This is a genomic window from Leucothrix pacifica, assembly GCF_003172875.1.
Taxonomy (GTDB): Bacteria; Pseudomonadota; Gammaproteobacteria; order Thiotrichales; family Thiotrichaceae; genus Leucothrix; species Leucothrix pacifica.
Genome location: NZ_QGKM01000004.1, coordinates 50849 through 68076, shown reverse-complemented (window position 1 = coordinate 68076; position 17228 = coordinate 50849). Strand labels below are relative to the sequence as shown.

The 17228-nt window shown below is 46.3% G+C and carries 13 protein-coding genes; 12 read left to right on the top strand and 1 reads right to left on the bottom strand.

Going from position 1 to position 17228, the window contains the following annotated elements; translation table 11 throughout:
• Nucleotides 1–91: 91 nt before the first annotated feature.
• From DKW60_RS01910 to ampD, 8 genes are all read left to right on the top strand, one after another.
• A complete protein-coding gene (locus DKW60_RS01910) occupies nucleotides 92–1096 on the top strand; it encodes a TRAP transporter small permease subunit (RefSeq protein WP_219988607.1) in 1005 nt (334 codons plus the stop codon).
• A complete protein-coding gene (locus DKW60_RS01905) occupies nucleotides 1096–3765 on the top strand; it encodes an SLC13 family permease (RefSeq protein WP_109835978.1) in 2670 nt (889 codons plus the stop codon). Before DKW60_RS01910 ends, DKW60_RS01905 begins: the two co-directional genes overlap by 1 nt.
• A gap of 65 nt (nucleotides 3766–3830) precedes the next feature.
• Complete coding sequence (locus DKW60_RS01900; protein ID WP_109835977.1) at nucleotides 3831–4670, top strand: D-hexose-6-phosphate mutarotase; 840 nt, start codon at nucleotides 3831–3833, stop codon at nucleotides 4668–4670.
• Nucleotides 4671–5107: 437 nt separating this feature from the next.
• Complete coding sequence (locus tag DKW60_RS01895; RefSeq protein WP_109835976.1) at nucleotides 5108–5821, top strand: hypothetical protein; 714 nt, start codon at nucleotides 5108–5110, stop codon at nucleotides 5819–5821.
• Between the two features lie 29 nt (nucleotides 5822–5850).
• Nucleotides 5851–7542, top strand: a complete 1692-nt coding sequence (locus DKW60_RS01890) for a vWA domain-containing protein (protein ID WP_109835975.1) — start codon at nucleotides 5851–5853, stop codon at nucleotides 7540–7542.
• Nucleotides 7543–7546: 4 nt separating this feature from the next.
• Nucleotides 7547–7933, top strand: a complete 387-nt coding sequence (locus tag DKW60_RS01885; protein ID WP_109835974.1) for a hypothetical protein — start codon at nucleotides 7547–7549, stop codon at nucleotides 7931–7933.
• 111 nt (nucleotides 7934–8044) lie between these two features.
• Nucleotides 8045–12301 carry a DEAD/DEAH box helicase gene (locus DKW60_RS01880; protein ID WP_219988606.1) on the top strand — a complete coding sequence of 1419 codons (4257 nt, stop codon included), beginning with the start codon at nucleotides 8045–8047 and terminating at the stop codon, nucleotides 12299–12301.
• Between the two features lie 282 nt (nucleotides 12302–12583).
• Nucleotides 12584–13174, top strand: coding sequence for a 1,6-anhydro-N-acetylmuramyl-L-alanine amidase AmpD (ampD, locus tag DKW60_RS01875; RefSeq protein ID WP_109835973.1), 591 nt, complete (start codon nucleotides 12584–12586; stop codon nucleotides 13172–13174).
• Here the strand turns inward: ampD and DKW60_RS01870 are convergent.
• Nucleotides 13171–13560 carry a bactofilin family protein gene (locus DKW60_RS01870; protein WP_181389549.1) on the bottom strand — a complete coding sequence of 130 codons (390 nt, stop codon included), beginning with the start codon at nucleotides 13558–13560 and terminating at the stop codon, nucleotides 13171–13173. The two genes, ampD and DKW60_RS01870, sit on opposite strands and share 4 nt — an antisense overlap.
• A 324-nt stretch (nucleotides 13561–13884) precedes the next feature.
• On the opposite strand from DKW60_RS01870, the gene DKW60_RS01865 reads away from it, so the two are divergent.
• Genes DKW60_RS01865 through DKW60_RS01850 form a run of 4 tightly spaced genes read left to right on the top strand, consistent with a single transcriptional unit; the run spans nucleotide 13885 to nucleotide 17222 of the window.
• Nucleotides 13885–14613: a hypothetical protein gene (locus tag DKW60_RS01865; RefSeq protein WP_146203416.1), complete on the top strand. Its 729-nt coding sequence runs from the start codon at nucleotides 13885–13887 to the stop codon at nucleotides 14611–14613.
• A gap of 15 nt (nucleotides 14614–14628) precedes the next feature.
• Complete coding sequence (locus DKW60_RS01860) at nucleotides 14629–16014, top strand: hypothetical protein (protein WP_109835970.1); 1386 nt, start codon at nucleotides 14629–14631, stop codon at nucleotides 16012–16014.
• A 9-nt stretch (nucleotides 16015–16023) separates the two neighbouring features.
• The gene (locus tag DKW60_RS01855) at nucleotides 16024–16569 is read left to right on the top strand and encodes a GTP-binding protein (protein ID WP_109835969.1); all 546 of its coding nucleotides are present in this window, start codon (nucleotides 16024–16026) and stop codon (nucleotides 16567–16569) included.
• Entirely contained in the window at nucleotides 16566–17222 is a 657-nt protein-coding gene (locus DKW60_RS01850; RefSeq protein WP_109835968.1) for a hypothetical protein, read from the top strand. The genes DKW60_RS01855 and DKW60_RS01850 overlap by 4 nt, the downstream gene beginning before the upstream one ends.
• The last annotated feature ends 6 nt before the right edge of the window (nucleotides 17223–17228 follow it).

Sequence of the window (17228 nt, the reverse complement as noted above, 5' to 3'; positions counted from 1 at the left end):
CGATTAAAAAGAAACGGAGCTGATTGCTCCGTTTCTTTTTTGGGCTGTATAATTTTGCGCTTCCGATGAATATCTTAGGAATCTCATCTCGATGACGATTAATTCCGTTCCGAAGTCTCGCCGTTTCTGGCGTTCTGCCGCGGCTGTAATGGCTGTTGCAGTATTACTCTTTTTGTTTAGCCGCTATCTAATGTTTTGGTTAGAAGTCCCAGGTGTTGATGCACTGATAGGGCACTTTGGTGAAGAGCAGGCCACACTGGAAACCAGCCAACTCTTACAAACAGCAGGCTTTATCGTTTTTTGTATCGTTGTATGTGGTTATTTACTTCGAAAAGTTAAAAGCACACCAGATGTTACGCTGCAAAAAGATTCAGAAAAGTACGCACGTTGGGCGGCATATATTGTCAGAGCCGCGTTTTGGTCTATTTTTCTGGTCGGTATTGTTGACGGCGTCATTTCATTCCTACGGATTGAAAACCTGCTGACGCCGATGGTGGGGGAGACAATGTCGCAAAACCTTGATCAGGCACGCTGGCGTGGTACGTTTGTGCATTACCCAATCATTGCTTTGTCGATGGTTATTGCCTGGTTTAGTCGCTCTCTGGGCTTCATCTGGTTGGCCTTTTTGGTAGTGATTGCCGAATTCGGAATTGTGTTATCAAGTTTTATTTTCTCTTACGAACAAGCCTTTATGGGCGACTTAGTTCGTTTTTGGTATGCCGGTTTGTTCTTGTTTGCCAGTGCATACACCTTAGTCGAGGGCGGCCACGTAAGAGTAGACGTGCTATATGCCGGATTGCATCGACGCACGAAGGCTTGGGTAAATACCATCGGTTGCTTGCTGTTAGGTCTGCCACTGTGTTGGACGATACTGACACTGGGTATGGATACCAAGCAGAGTAGCTTGATCAGTCCTATCTATAATTTTGAAATGTCACAAAGCGGTTACGGCATGTACGTAAAGTACCTGATGGCGAGCTTCCTTGTGGTGTTTGCGGCCTCAATGGCCTTTCAGTTTATTAGTTATTTATTAAATAATATTGCGATTATTACCAACGAACCTGGTTCCGAAGCACTAGAAGGCGGAGAAGAATAATGGAATTAGTCTTTTTAGGAGTTTTATTCCTGCTGATGGCAGTGGCCTTGGTCTCTGGTTTTCCAGTGGCATTTGCTTTACCGGGTTCAGCAATTATCACTGTTGGTTTAGCCGCTGGTGCCGGGTATATGTTTGAAGGGGACATTACCGCTTATTTTGCGCAGGATGGCCCGAAACAGTGGTTGAGTGCCGGGGTAACCAATTTCCGAAGTCTCTACTGGATAGTAGAACGGGATACCTTGATCGCTATTCCGCTGTTTATTTTTATGGGCATTATGCTTCAGCGCTCTAAAATCGCTGAAGATTTGCTGGTTGCAATGGCTCAGCTGTTTGGTCCGATTCCGGGCGGCTTGGGGATTTCTGTTGTATTCGTTGGAGCGTTATTAGCCGCTACAACGGGGATTGTCGGTGCGACCGTGATAGCAATGGGACTGATTTCATTGCCTGCAATGTTGCGAAATAATTACTCCAAATCACTGGCGACAGGAACAATCTGTGCATCCGGTACTTTGGGGCAGATTATTCCTCCGTCAATTGTTCTCATCATTCTGGCGGATCAGCTTTCAAGTGCTGCAGATCAGGCAAGTACCGCGCGTAAAGCTCTGTACAAAGAAGCGACGGGTGAGTTCTCGATGCCATCTCAGTTTGATGTGGTTTCAGCGAGTGCCGGCGACATGTTTATGGGTGCGTTGATTCCGGGCGCAATCTTGGTTGGTTTATACATGTTGTATATCCTGATCATTGCCTGGATTAAGCCAAGCATGGCACCACCAGTTCCTTATGAAGGTGAGTACGACGCTAAATTTGTACGTAATATTTTATTAGCGCTGGTACCACCACTAACACTGATTTTTGTGGTACTAGGCTCAATCATTCTGGGTATAGCGACGGTTAACCAAGCCGGATCCATTGGTGCGGTAGGCGCCATGATCATGGCAGGTTATCGGTTACACCGTGGTGGTTGGTCGACCTTTATACCGGCATTTATCGCTATAGTGTCGCTTATTGTGATCGCTTACTTGCTAAGCAACCATTCCTTGAATGTACGTAATATTCAAAATGAGGGGGATCGTCAGGCAATCTTTTATGCAGCCATTGCAGTCGGTGCATTGTTGTTTGCGGTAGCCTGGAGTGCATGGCGTGTTCATAAAATCAATGACACCTTAAAAGAGGTGATGATTGAAACGGCTAAAACAACCTCGATGGTATTTATCATCCTGATCGGTGCAGCCATGCTGACATCAGCATTCCGTGCCTTTGGTGGTGAAGAGTTGGTGAAGCATTATCTGACAGGTCTGCCGGGTGGTTTCTGGACACAGTTCCTGGTGGTGATGCTAGTTATCTTCCTGTTGGGCTTCTTCCTTGACTTTATTGAGATTGCGGTCGTTGTTGTACCGATTGTGGCACCGATCTTGCTGGCTAATCCTGAAGCGAATATTACTGCGGTATGGTTAGGTGTCATGATTGGATTAAACATCCAGACATCATTCCTGACTCCGCCATTTGGTTTTGCATTGTTCTACTTACGGGGTGTGGCAGATAAAGTCGTTAAGACGATGGACATCTATAAAGGCGCTGTTGTGTTTATTTGCCTGCAGTTGGTGGGTCTGGCAATTGCCGGCTACTTCCCTGTGCTGGTTAATTACCTGCCTAATCGTACTCATTTGTTATCAGAAACAGCGCCACCACCGATTAATCCTAAGCTACAGCGTTGTCTGGAAGACTATGCGATTGCTGAGTATGCCAGTGATGAAACCAATATCCGTTCGGCTATCACTAAAGCGCAAGGTCTAAATATCGCTTACTTGCCAGAAGATCTACAGCAAACTTACGATCGAAGCACTGCCGATGCAGCTAAGAGCTTTGAGTTGATGGAGAAAATCGCAGTCGCTAAACAAGCATTGAATGATTATATGCCTGAGTATGAGCCAGCTCATCGCAATGTGCGTGGTATCGAGAAATCTATCTCTCGTTTATCAGCTGATATCAAAGCATTGGAAGAAGAGATTAGAAACCTGACGTATACAGCAGGAGATAACTCAGAAGCGAGTGCTGCCATGAGTGCTGAAATTGAGGCGAAGAAACTGGAGCAGGAACAACTTAAAGCGACCATTCCTGACAGTTGGACTGCAACCCGCGAGAAGTATACTGAGCTTAATAATGAGCTGACCAAGGCACGTCGTAATTACTACAATGTGACGGATACCGCTTATCAGGCAAGTCAGGATCTTCAGAAGATTATTGCGGCTACTGCTGAGTTAAAGGCATTCCGTCCTCAGATTGATATGCTGGCTGAGTCCATTACACATGCTCCTAAAGATATGGCAATGGATACCATCAAAGCCGTTGAAGGGCGTTTAGGTGATATCGCCGGTGCCAGCTCAATTAAGTCGTCTTTATCCAAAGCGCGACGCGCACTCAAAAAGGATGACTCGGAAGAGGGACGTGCTAAAGCAATGGATCATCAGAAAGATGCGATTGATAAGTACGTTGCTGAAATGGCGTGGCGTGAGCGCGCAGAGAAGGAGTTAGCTCCGGAACTGACGACTTATGACTCAGCGATTGCTAACACGGTGGGCTTACGCTCGCAGCCTCGTTTGACCGATGCACAAGCCAAGCAAGTTGCCATGTGTCAGGCGTCACATCGTGATATTTCGCTAAATTTCTAAGACAGTGCTGCGCGTGAGTACTGCTACTCACGCGCTCCTTAACCACAACAATAACAGGACATTGTATGATCACATTGCCTGCATCAATCCGTGTTGTTAACAAGTCTGAACTGATCGACGCGCTGCACATTGATAACCAGTATGCACATGCCACGATTTCATTATGGGGGGCGCATATTCTAAGTTATGCGCCTAAGCATGATGGCAGAGAGCGACTTTTCTTAAGTGAAAAAGTGCTATTTGACGGCAGCAAGTCAATTCGCGGCGGTATCCCTGTGTGTTGGCCTTGGTTTGGTTCAAGAGATGATGAATTGCAGGCTCACGGTTACGTACGAACACAGCCTTGGCAACTACTTAGTGCGACTGATGAGACTGATTATACCGAGTTGATGCTGTCGCCTGAAACCACCCAAGGTGCAGGCTTTGATGGTATCGCTGAGTTGAGGCTGACAATTCGGATTGGGAAGACGATGCATGTCAGTTTGAGCACGAAAAATGTGGGCGAAGAGACATTCACATATAATGCAGCGTTGCATAGCTATTTTGCAGTGGATGATATTTATCATACCGAACTGAAAGGCTTATCTGGGATTTACTCCGACAAGCCTCTGAATTGGGCTGAGTTTGAAACACCGTCTCCGTATTTGTTTACCAGTGAGACTGATCGTGTGCATTTGAATCCTGTCGAAAAGGTCAGCATTAATCAGTCTAATGTCTCTACGGTCATTCAATCTTATGGTCATGATAGTTTAGTGGTTTGGAACCCCTGGTCTGAGATTGCTACGTCCATGATTGATATGGATAACGACGGTTATCAAAAAATGTTGTGTGTTGAGACAGCAGTTACTCAAGGGGTCACAGTGAACCCTCAACAAACACACACATTGCTTCAAGTGATTAGTTAGCGCTTAATTAAGTGTTTTATACGAGAGCTGTCATGCGTTAACGGTCCGGCATTTCGACGGAAAATTTCGCGGCAATGCAAGCGGAATATTTTCATTTTTTTAACTATTTATACCGCTGGTATCTTGACAATTCACTTTGTGGATTTGTCCACAGAGGTTGTGGATAAGTCTGTGAGTAGTGTTCTGAAAAGTGTCATCAAGCCTTTAAATACCTTGCTATCAGCGAATTGATCAAAAAACAAACATGGTGAAATTTATTAATAAAAACAATAAGTTAAAAACTATTGCTAATCCATAATTTATTTTATTAAAAACTATTGACATTTCATTTCCGACGAACGGTAGGTGTGTATAAGTCTCAAAATACGTCTTGACAAAAGATAATGAGGCGAGTGCTTCGGGATGACACTAGACTGGTAACGTGAGACACTTAGCGCATGATAAAAAGATATACTTTAATCGCTGCAATTCTCTCTTTGATTCTATTACTGGCTTTTTTCTGGTGGTTTCAGGGCAATCTGTTGGCAACGGGCATTTATGCCGTTATCTCGGTGATATCCATTCTAACAGTTCCCTTGTTTTATCGCTTCGCCGGATATTCAGATGTTGATGATGAGGAGTGGCTGGAAGAACGTGAGGCCCGGGAGCATGAGGAGATGCGGGCACGTTTGATGACGATCAAATCTGAGCTAAGTGATCTTGGTTTGAAAGAGGGCGTTCGTCAGACCGAGGTGCTAACCGCTATCATTGATGACTATCATTCTGTGGTGGAGACGCGATTCTATGGCAAAGCCAATGTGCCAACGACTTACCTGAGCGCTGCGAGAACGGTTCAGAAGCATGCTATTCAGAATCTGGCAGATGTAGTGGCAACCGGCCATAGCATTTCTACCTTATCTCACACCTATCGGCAGGCAGATCAGGTTGAGAACAACGAACAACAAAAGCGCCATGATAAGCAGACCGTGCTTCAGGATGAGCAGGAGGCGCGTTTAAATGGATTCTTAGAAGAAAATAACCAGTTGTTTCATTCTTTAACAGAAACTGCGGTAGAAATTGCTAATATAAGATCATTCAGCGATTACGAGCGAACTGATGCATTGGCCAGATTAGTTGCACTGGCAGAGATTGCGAACAATAGTGGTCGATAAGTCCCAATAATTAATAAGAGTTTAAAACTATGTCACAAGCCATTCAAAAGATATTCACTCAAAGCATTCCGGGATTATTGCTGGCGGGAGCGGTGGCAATCACGCTGAGTGGCTGTGGTGGAGCAATTGATTCGCCTGAGAAAGCCGCAGAGGAAATTAATAAGCTGGTCAATAAAACGGTCCAGCCTAGTTATCGTGAGAATCAGGTGCGTGCCAATATTCAGCTTACACAAACGAATTTGTTGTCGATGTTGCCTGATCTGCGTGAATACCCTATCTCATTGAATGCACGTGATGATAGTCAAACCGAGGCGGTCGAGATTTTTACTTCCTCAGAGAAGGCGGGGCAAGGGCGCGATGGGTTTTACATTGAACTGGCTCAGGCGTTTAACCAGCAGGGCAATCGCATTAGCAATGGCAAAGTGGCCAAGGTAGCGATTCGTAAGGTGGCATCGGGCCTTGGCGCACAGTTTATTCAGGCCAGACGATATACGCCGGATGCCTTTTCACCCAGTAGTTTCTTATGGGCGGAATTACTCAATGCTAATGGCATACCACTCGAAATGATTGCTGAGGTAACCGCACCAAATACCGCTGGTATCATCGTTAAAAAGTCTAAATTAGACATGATCACCACGGATGGAAAGCTGGATATCGCCAAGTTGCTGACCAATGTTAGTAGTGGCAGCTTTGCAATGGGGTATACCAATCCTTATCAGTCCAGTACAGGTCTGAACTTCCTGCTCACCGTACTAAATTCATTTGCCGAAGGTGATGAGTCGCAAATGCTGTCACCTGATGTGGCGAGTGCCTTTGAAGCATTTCAGGCCGGTGTGCCGTTTGTGGCACAAAACACCATTCAAATGCGAGATGCCGCACAAGGCAGTGGTGTGCTGGATGCCATGGTGATGGAGCACCAGTCTTGGGTTAACGTCACGGGTATGAATGATTATCAGTTCGTTCCATTTGGCGTGCGTCATGACAGTCCACTGTATGCAACACCGGAAGCAGACCCCGCTGAACGAGAAGTACTAAAGCTGTTTGCTAAGTTCATTGAGTCTCAGCAGTCCGTCGTAAAGCGCTTTGGCTTTGGGCAATCAGCAGACTATGTAAATGCTTATAAGCTGTCTGATGGTTCTATTATTGGTCAGGCACAAAAATTGTGGAAACTGAAAAAATCAGGGGGGCGTCCAATTGCTGCGGTATTTGTCGCAGATGTGTCCGGCTCTATGGAAGGTACCCGTATCAAAAACCTGAAGTCGGCTCTGGTTGAGTCATCTGATTTGATCAACTCAACCAATGCCATTGGCTTGGTCACTTACAGCGAACGGGTCAATGTGGACCTAATGATTCGCCCCTTCGATGTACAACAAAAAGCACTTTTTAATGGTGCAGTAGGACGCTTGCGTACCGGTGGTAAAACGGCTACCAATGATGCGGTGTTAGTCGCAGCTGAATTGTTGCTTGAGTATGGCAAGGCGCACCCTGATCATAAAAAGGTTATTTTCTTGTTGTCAGACGGTGAAACTAATCGAGGTTTGGACTTCACCGAAGTGGAGAAGGCGCTGGAATGGTCTGGTATCCCAATCCACGCAATCGCCTATGAACTAAGTTCTGATCACCTGCGTGGATTGGCAAGCTTAGCTGAAGGTGCTTATATTGAATCCAGCGCCGGCTCTGCAGCCTATCGGATTGGTAATCTGCTGAACTCGGAGATGTAAACGAATGAAATTTATCAAGGTATTTGCACTGTTTCTTGTCCTGCATCTTGCGGCATGGGCTGGTGCGCATTGGTACCTGGATCAAAATCGTACGGAGGTATTGCTGGTGGTGGATACCTCTTACTCAATGAAGCCTAAGTTTCCGGAAATGACTGACTGGATTCAGAATTTCAATGAATCTGCTCGTTATAAAATCGTTACGGTTGGTACAGATAAGGCACAGCTCGGTGTGCTGTCTGAGCTTAAATCAAACTCTGTTATTTTTCGTACTGCATTTGGGCGTATGACCGCTGAAAGTTTGGATCAATATCGCGGTAGTCAGGCAAAAGAGAAAATACTGTTATCTGACGGTTCTATTAGTCCCGATGGCTGGAAGGTCGTTAGTTTTTAGCCGTAATAAGGTCGGAAAATAACTCACCGTTGCACTATTTCTAAAGTCGCATGCCATCGTTCATTATCCTTAAATTGGCTCATCTGAAACAAAAGGCGTACACTGCCGGTTATGAGTCAATATGCATTTCATCCCGCTGTTCAGTCTTGGTTTGATCATAGTTTCGATCAACCAACATCTGTTCAAGAAGCTTCATGGGCTTCTATCTCTTGCCAACAACACACACTATTAGCCGCACCGACTGGCTCTGGTAAGACCTTAGCTGCGTTCATGGTGGCCATTGATCAACTGATTCGTGAGGGCTTAGAGCAGCCACTGGAGTCATTGACACGCGTTTTATACATCTCACCACTCAAAGCATTATCCAATGATATACAGATTAATCTGCAGCTGCCCATTCAGGGGATTCGGGACAAATTATTGGAGCAAGGTTTACCAGATGTGCCTCTGCGGGCGTGGGTGAGAACGGGCGACACACCCGCCTCAGAGCGTAGTAAAGCAATCAGAAATCCACCGCACATTTTGGTGACCACACCGGAGTCGATTTATATCCTGCTGACTTCGGACTCTGGTCGTAAAATGCTAAGTACTGTAGAAACGGTCATCGTCGATGAAATCCATGCAGTAGCAGGCAGTAAACGTGGTTCTCATTTGTGTTTATCGCTTGAACGACTCGATGCATTGGTTAAAGCAACCAATTCTTCCGCCTCTTTACAACGCATCGGTTTATCCGCTACGCAAAAGCCAATCGAAACCATGGCGCAGTTTCTGCTGGGGCAACGAGATGAGCATTGTGAGATTGTCGATACGGGGCACAGCAGGCAGCGTGATTTAAACCTTGAATTGCCGGGCTCGCCGTTAGAAGCAGTCATGGCGAATGAAGTCTGGATAGAAGTATACAACCGCCTCCACTCGCTGATAGACCAACACAGAACCACTCTGATCTTCGTGAATACTAGGCGACTGGCAGAGCGAGTCTCTAAGAATATCGCTGAGCGTGTGGGTGAAGATAGTGTTATGGCCCATCACGGCAGTATGTCAAAAGATAAACGCCATGCCGCGGAGCAGGCACTGAAACAAGGTAAGCTGAGGTGTTTAGTTGCGACGGCATCTCTGGAACTGGGTATTGATATCGGTGAGATTGACTTAGTCTGTCAGCTTGGTTCACCCAGATCGATTGCAGCTTTCTTACAGCGTGTTGGTCGCTCTGGTCACCATGTCGGTGGTACGCCAAAAGGGCGGATCTTTCCACTGACTCGGGATGAATTGGTCGAAACAACCGCGCTGCTTGGGGCGGCTAATAATGGTGAGTTAGATAGAATCATTATTCCTGAGCAACCATTGGATGTGTTGTCTCAGCAAATCGTTGCAGAAGTAAGTGGCGATGAATGGTTGTGTGATGATTTATTTAAGGTGTTCTCGTCAGCCTATCCTTACCGGGATTTAATGCGTGTGGACTTCGATAGCATTATCCAAATGCTCAGTGATGGCTATTCAACGCGACGGGGCCGCAAAGGGGCTTATCTTCATTATGATGCCGTTAATGGGCGAGTCAGGGCACGACGAAACGCACGTCTGGTGTCGCTCACCAACGGTGGCGCAATACCGGATCAGTTTGACTGTGATGTGATTCTGAGTCCTGAAGATATCCGTATTGGTTCGGTCGGTGAGGATTTTGCGTTTGAAAGTTTGCCAGGCGGCATCTTTCAGTTAGGAAATACCTCCTATCGCATTCTAAAAGTTGAAACTGGCCGTATGTATGTCGAGGATGCAAATGGTCAACCGCCCAATATTCCGTTTTGGTTTGGTGAAGCACCGGGGCGGACTGACGAGCTGTCACTGGCTGTCTCAGACCTGCGAAAGGGTATGAATCAGCAGTTAGAGCAAGGCATGTCCGCTGCCCAAAAATGGGTTCAGCAAACCTATTCAATTCCACCATCAGCTGGCGAGCAAATCACCGCTTATCTGGCTGCTGCGAAAGCTGCATTAGGTGAGCTACCCACGCAAGAGACCATAGTGTTTGAACGTTTCTTTGATGATGTCGGTGACATGCATTTTGTGATTCATTCCAACTTTGGTTCGCGTATCAACCGTGCGTGGGGCTTATCGCTGCGCAAGAAGTTTTGTAGACGGTTTAATTTTGAACTACAGGCCGCTGCGCTCGAAGACAGTATTGTTTTGTCACTTTCTTCCAGTCACAGCTTTCCGTTGGAGGAGGTGGCAAAGTATTTGAATGCGACCACCGTGCGGGAAGTATTGATTCAAGCTTTTTTGGACGTTCCGATGTTCCCGACACGCTGGCGTTGGAACGCGACAATTGCATTGGCGGTCCTGCGTAATCGTGCCGGTAAACGAACTCCCCCATATTTCCAGCGATCAGATGCAGAAGATCTGGTGGCAATTTTGTTTCCTGATCAAATTGCCTGTGGTGAGAATATCGCAGGAGACCGACAAGTCCCGGATCATCCGTTGATAAAACAGACTATTAACGACTGTTTGCATGACACGATGGATATAGAGGGCCTGGAAAAGTTATTGTCTCGCTTAGCCGCAGGTGAGCTGACACTGAAGTGCTGTGATTTAACCGCGCCTTCACCGCTTGCTGAAGAAGTGGTAAACGCCCGTCCCTATGCGTTCTTAGATGAAGCACCTGCTGAAGAGCGACGCACTTTGGCAGTAACTTCAAGAAGCCGTTTGAACCCGACGGATGCAGCAGATTTGGGACGTTTAGATGAAGCTGCTATTGCAAAGGTTCGGCAGGAGGCTTGGCCAACGGTGCGAGATGCCGATGAGTTGCATGATGCACTCCTGGTGTTGGGTTTCATTTTGGAATCCGAGGTACCTGCTACGGCGCATCAAGAGAATGGTGACGCCCGATGGTTGCCTTTATTTAAAAAGCTTTTGAAAGAATCCCGGGTGTGTCGGGTGTATTTACCAAATGGCACTGTTCTCTGGGTAGCGGCTGAGCGTCTGTTGCAAATCAAAGCGGTATTCACTGACGCAAAAATAGCACCAGATATCAAGCCGATTGATACAGCTGAGCTTGAAGATCCACTGCGTGAGTTGGTACGAAGTCGTCTGGAGGGCTTAGGGCCTGTCACGATAAGACAAATTGCTGAGCCATTGGGGTTGTCCTTAGTGTCTGTTGAGGTTGCACTGCTGAATCTGGAGCAAGAAGGATTTGTTGTACAGGGCTATTTTAGTGAGATGGCATCCTCCGATACTGATATAGAATGGTGTGAGCGTCGTTTACTGGCACGTATCCATCGTTACACGATCAACAGGCTACGAAGCGAGATCAAACCAGTCAGTATCGCTGATTATATGCGGTTCTTATTTGACTGGCAGAGTTTAACAGAAAAGGGTGAAGGGCTTGAGGCTGTGGCTTCTGTACTGCAACAATTAGAGGGCTATTCGGCTGCGGCGGGTGCATGGGAGACGGATATCCTTCCGGCACGCATTGATTTATACACTCAGGATTTATTAGAGACCTTGTGCGCAACTGGCCGCTTTAGTTGGTTGAGACTGCATATCATTCCACAAGAAGACGATAAGAAAAAGCGCTCACCAATACGTTTAACACCAATTAGTCTGCTGCAACGTCACCACTTGCCGGACTGGAAAGTGTTTACTAAAACAGCTGGTACTGTATCACTCAGTGCTTATGCACAGAAGGTTGCGACCGCATTGGATACCAAAGGGGCTCTGTTCTTCACCGATTTAGTCATGCAAACAGGCTTACTAAGAACGCAAGTTGAAAATGCTCTGGGTGAACTGGTGAGTTGGGGGTTGGTGACTTCAGATGGTTTTGCTGGCTTGCGTGCGCTGATTACCCCGACAAACAAGTTACCGCGATTTTCCGGAAGAAGAGGGCGCGGTGCAGCAGGTTCACCCTTTGACAGAGCGGGGCGATGGTCATTGATAGTGCCGCTGGAGAGTCTTGAGAATGACGCAGATGAGATGCAGTCTTTTTCCATGATTGATTCAGAGTCGATTGAAACCATTGCACACACACTGCTGATGCGTTACGGCGTAGTGTTCAGACGTGTGCTGGATCGTGAAACAGCTTTACCAGCATGGCGCGATCTACTACGGGTTTACTGGCGCATGGAAGCACGTGGTGAGATACGCGGTGGCCGGTTTGTTCAGGGTGTGAGCGGCGAACAGTTCGCGCTGCCTGATGCCCTGGGCAGCTTGCGTAAAATTCGCAGACAAGATAAAAACGGAGATTTGATTGCGATTAGCGCAGCAGATCCTCTAAACCTCACTGGTACACTTATTCTGGGGGAAAAGTTTCTATCGCGAGTAATAAGCATATTGTGTTCAGGGATGGTATACCCATCGCCGTTCAACATAAGCAGCAGCTAGATTATTTGTGCGAACTCGATGAGAAAACACAATGGGATGCCCGCTTGGTTTTAAGCTCAGGCTTGGGTACCCGGGGCGGATTACGAGTCCATTAAACTATATGTATAAGCATCTATTGTTAAGGTAAGATTAAGTTTTGGCAATGTGTGTATATAATCCTTGTCAGAGAACTGTATCGGACTTAATCTATAAGTCCCCAATCTAGCAGTACCTCTGGCTCATTTCTTTTGAAGATCTGAGCCAGTTTTTTATCTACTATTCCTAAATCGATCGGGGGGTTCCTTGGATATATCAAAACGCACCGGACTTGCTGAGTGCGCGCGCTACATTCCATCACCAAATCACGATGACCGGCCTGATCCGGAAGATTTGAGTCTTATCGTCATTCACAATATTTCTTTGCCTCCCCAACAGTTTGGTGGTGAGTTCATCACCCAGCTGTTCACGAATTGTTTGTGTGAGAGTGATCATCCATTTTTTGCTGAGATTAGTCACTTGCGAGTATCCAGTCATGTGCTGATACGCAGAGATGGCGAGATCATACAATACGTACCATTTCATAAGCGGGCATGGCACGCCGGACTTTCAAACTTTCAGGGGCGCGAGGTCTGTAATGACTACTCTGTCGGCATTGAGCTTGAGGGCACCGATTTCGAACCGTTTTGTGATGTGCAATATGAGGTGTTGGCGAACTTGATTAAAGGGCTTCAGCGGGATTACTCAAGTTTGCGTCATGCGCCGATTACAGGGCATGAACATATCGCTCCCGGTAGAAAAACAGATCCCGGCCCATTTTTTGATTGGTCCCGATTGGGTGAAGCCTTGGGTATTGAGCTCCCTGCCAATGCGGTGGCGACGACAGAGAGTTGCTAATCAGTAATTGCTTCTTCTTTGGATGAAATAAGGCGCCCGGCTAAATGTGCGCCTTGGTCTAGCTCTATCTCTTCGTAGTGAATATTACCAATAACGATTGCACCTGCTTTGATGCTTATGCGGTTAGTTGCGTAGACATCACCGGTCACTTTGCCTTTGATCTGTATGTACGGAACGCGTACTTCCCCTGTAATGGTGGCATCAGCTTCTAACAGTAAAGTCGCGTCGGAATCCATAGGGGCAATCACATTCCCATAGATGTTACCTTTTACTTGCAGCAATCCGGAGAACGACAAGTCACCAACCAGTTCAACATCTGGCTCTAGCTGTGAAGCGATTCGACGTGGTTTTGTAATTTCAGTGGGTTTGTTTTTCTTTCCAAACATAAGCATATGGCCTTTGAGGCTTTTGTGGTGGAGTATTGCTGAGCCGGGGGATTAGCAGATCAGTAACAAGGTCATTATTGCTTTTATACGCTTTAGTATACGGCTTGTTGATTTTTTATTTCAACGTTTTCATGTGTCAGACCGATTATGGGTCATTAACAATAGATAATCGTTGCAAATTGTTTGTCACAAGGGCTTGCGGGGTGTTTGCCAATTCTGTAACTAGCTTAATTTAGCCGATAAAACAGCAGAAAATTTTAAGGTTCGTATATCTTTTTAGCCTTCTTTCTTATAGAGTCTAGGCACAATTTAGAATTTCCTTGAGTGTCAATCAGGATTTTGGGTAACCCTTATATGCATGAAAACCGTGATAGCACGGATGCGTTGGAAATATATAAGCTTCCCGCCACATTCAGTTTAGATAACTTGAAAGCGTTGCAGTTAAGTGACGACTTAGTGACTTCCCCCGGTCGCAATCATTTGGCTCATCACATCAGACGTTATCCTCTGGATTTACGCGCGCAGGTTCAACGTGTTCTTATGAACAAAGATCAAAGTGACCTTGCCGGTGCTTTGCAAGATTTATTCATCGCTCTTAAAGACAATGGCCATAAGCTTCGTGAATTGGTCTTCGCGCAAGTCAGTGCACATCTGTCTGATGAACACAGGCAATATTTTAGCGCTTGGCTCGAGCACGGTTTTGACCAAGGCTATGATGATCGTTTTATGACTGGTTCAGTGTTAGCCACCGGCTTGCCACAAAAGGCTTATCCACTCATTACACTCGCAGCCCGGGAGAAAACAACCTACACCAGTTATTACCAGGAAGCGGTAGATTGTTTGGAGTATGGTCAACTGGAAGTCGCACAGGAGTTACTTGAGCAGGAAATGCTTAATCCTGAAGGTGATCCCAGAACAGAAGAAGAACTATTACGTGTTTATAGTTATTCCAAGGATTATGAAAGTCAGGAACGCTTGCGGAGTTTATTGCAGGAGCAAGGCCGTGAGTTAAGTCCCGGATGGGACTTGCCCAGGACTGACAATGCCAATTAAAGGTAACCGTTATCAATGATTGATAAATCCAATCAGAATATCACTTTACGTGTATGCCTTGAGGATGTAGGCACACACAACAAAGCCGTTCTGGATTTCTTTTTTGCGAAGCTCGGACAACATACGTTCAGCCGGGTTGATACTCAGGAAGAGGCTAATGTACTCATTATAGATTACGATTATCCTCCAGCCAGACATCGCTATGAGGAGGAATATCAGCAATGGAATAAGCCCACAATCGTGCTGTCGATTTCACCGGTTGAGCTAGAGGGTGTAGTTTGGTTATCAAAACCCTTAACCAGCCGAGCATTACTAGATGCAGCCGGGGATGTACAATCTGAACTAGTCGCAGGCTCATCAGACAAACCTGAATCTAGAAAAGCACCCGCTGATGCCGCAGAAGCCCAAGCGCTTCACCAGCGAGCGAAAGCAGAGGAAACGGCTCAGCGCGAAGCTTTATTGCAAAGACCTGAAATTAAGCCTGCTGCCGCTGCTGTTCCGAATATCCCACTAGTGCCAGCACTTACAGAATCTGTTGACCAGTCTGTCGAAGATAAGAAACCTGCAGAGCAATCAGAGCAATCAGAGCAATCAGAGCAATCAGAGCAATCAGAGCAATCAGAGCAATCAGAGCAATCAACTGCGGCTGCTGCTCCACCAATTGCACAAGTCGTACTGACTGACGAAGAACTTGAAGCTCGCTGGCAACAATTGTGTGGGACACAGCAAGACATTGACCCAAAAGCAGATCTCAGCGAGATTCAAGCCGAAGATGGTTTCTTCCTCTCAAGTTTGAAAGATGCAGTGAGATTGGCGAGACAATGTCAGCAGGGCGTACTACTAAACTTTCCCGACACACGAATCTATGTATTGCCTGAAATACACCGAGTGTTCTGTGCGATACCAACGCATTCCCCCGAGTTTATTGATTTCATCAAGTCATGCAGTGCTGCTGATGGCGGGAAAATGCATATTCTTAGTACCAAAGAAATTCATGAGCTCAATGACATGATCGCGCAGCAGACTTCAGCACTTTATGATCTGGAGTCGTTTGTCTGGACGAGTAGTCTGCTATCGGCTGAGGGTAAGTTATCAAGAGCGTTAGACCCATCTAAACCAGTTGACTTAAGACATTGGCCAAGTCTGACCAGGTTGGAGAGATTTCCACATGTGATGCCAGTAGCAGCACTGTGGTCAGCAGATTCACTGAGTGCATTTGACGTAGCAAGGTCATTAAATATACCACAACGTTATGTCTTTTCCTTTTATAATGCGGCAAGTGCCTTAGGGTTGATCGAACAGGATTCAGATAAATTGATTAAGAAACAGTCTACTTCTCGTACCACTGAAGCACCACGTGGTTTGTTCTCACGTTTACTTAAGCGTTTGATAGGGGGGTAGGGCATTATCATGAGCACAGACAACAAAAAAATTATCTTTACAGGGCCGGTTGGGGCAGGAAAAACAACCGCTATACGCTCGATTAGTGATATCGATATTGTCACCACCGATGAGCAGGCTTCCGATATGGCTAAGGCAAAAAAGCCTGCAACCACGGTCGCAATGGATTACGGAATGATTCGTCTGGGGGAAAATGAGCGGGTTCATCTCTACGGTACGCCGGGTCAGGAAAGATTCAACTTTATGTGGGACATTCTTACTCAGGGCGGGATTGGATTGGTCTTGTTAATCGATAATTCCCGCAAAGACCCCCAGCAAGATCTCAAATTTTATACGCAAGCATTTAGTGAGTTTATTGCAGCTCAGCAATTAGTCGTCGGTGTGACGCGAATGGATACTCACCGTACACCTAATGTGAATGATTACCGCAACTGGTTAGATCAATTAAGAATAAAAGCACCTGTGTTTGAAGTGGATGCTCGTCAACGTGACGATGTGTCTCTGTTAATACAAGCGATGCTGATGTCTTTAGCGCCCGGAGCAGAAATTTTATGAGTGATTTTACATCAAGTGATGATTTGTACATGGGTGTAACGCCCGGTGGAAGCTTTTACGCGGTGCAATCAGATGCTGACGAGTTTGGTCGTGAGTTTTTGCTGAAGCTGTTAAGTGTCAGTGAAACACCGGCTTTTAATCTTGAAATCGCTCAGGACCTAAGTGGTCTGGAAACTGAAACTGAAACACTTGAGTTTATTCATTTGCTACAGGATGCGGGTTTCATCTACGGGCAAAAGCAGCAAGAGGTCGCTCCGACCGGTAGTCTGGAAAGTATGTTACCAGAGATACTGGAGAGTTTATCCGATGATGGTCGTGCTGTATTAGCTGAAGGACAGGGGTTGTATTTGGGTAGCTCTGGCTTCCCACATGAGGCGGCTGAAGAATTAGCTGCATTGAGTGCCAGCCTTACAGCGATTTATCGAAGACACAAAGATGTACTAAGAGGAAACCTCGGCTATACACAGCGGGCTTGGGGCCTGATTGATGCTGCGGGTAATAGTGAGATCGGATTTTGGCCGTTATATATCGGCGGAGACCGGTTCACGCTAATCGTGGGTGGGATGCCACAATTAAATCAACCCGCTTTCACACAACTGGTTTGGGCTTTGGAGCGTCGATACGGCACCCACAGCTCAATGCTGCTGAACTAAAATAGA

What these genes read in the sequence shown, in the direction of transcription:
- DKW60_RS01895 (WP_109835976.1), top strand. Translation starts at nt 5,108, where the DNA reads ATGATAAAAAGATATACTTTAATCGCTGCAATTCTCTCTTTGATTCTA.
- DKW60_RS01910 (WP_219988607.1), top strand. Translation starts at nt 92, where the DNA reads ATGACGATTAATTCCGTTCCGAAGTCTCGCCGTTTCTGGCGTTCTGCC.
- DKW60_RS01905 (WP_109835978.1), top strand. Translation starts at nt 1,096, where the DNA reads ATGGAATTAGTCTTTTTAGGAGTTTTATTCCTGCTGATGGCAGTGGCC.
- DKW60_RS01900 (WP_109835977.1), top strand. Translation starts at nt 3,831, where the DNA reads ATGATCACATTGCCTGCATCAATCCGTGTTGTTAACAAGTCTGAACTG.
- DKW60_RS01870 (WP_181389549.1), bottom strand. Translation starts at nt 13,560, where the DNA reads ATGTTTGGAAAGAAAAACAAACCCACTGAAATTACAAAACCACGTCGA.
- DKW60_RS01880 (WP_219988606.1), top strand. Translation starts at nt 8,045, where the DNA reads ATGAGTCAATATGCATTTCATCCCGCTGTTCAGTCTTGGTTTGATCAT.
- DKW60_RS01860 (WP_109835970.1), top strand. Translation starts at nt 14,629, where the DNA reads ATGATTGATAAATCCAATCAGAATATCACTTTACGTGTATGCCTTGAG.
- DKW60_RS01850 (WP_109835968.1), top strand. Translation starts at nt 16,566, where the DNA reads ATGAGTGATTTTACATCAAGTGATGATTTGTACATGGGTGTAACGCCC.
- DKW60_RS01885 (WP_109835974.1), top strand. Translation starts at nt 7,547, where the DNA reads ATGAAATTTATCAAGGTATTTGCACTGTTTCTTGTCCTGCATCTTGCG.
- DKW60_RS01890 (WP_109835975.1), top strand. Translation starts at nt 5,851, where the DNA reads ATGTCACAAGCCATTCAAAAGATATTCACTCAAAGCATTCCGGGATTA.
- DKW60_RS01855 (WP_109835969.1), top strand. Translation starts at nt 16,024, where the DNA reads ATGAGCACAGACAACAAAAAAATTATCTTTACAGGGCCGGTTGGGGCA.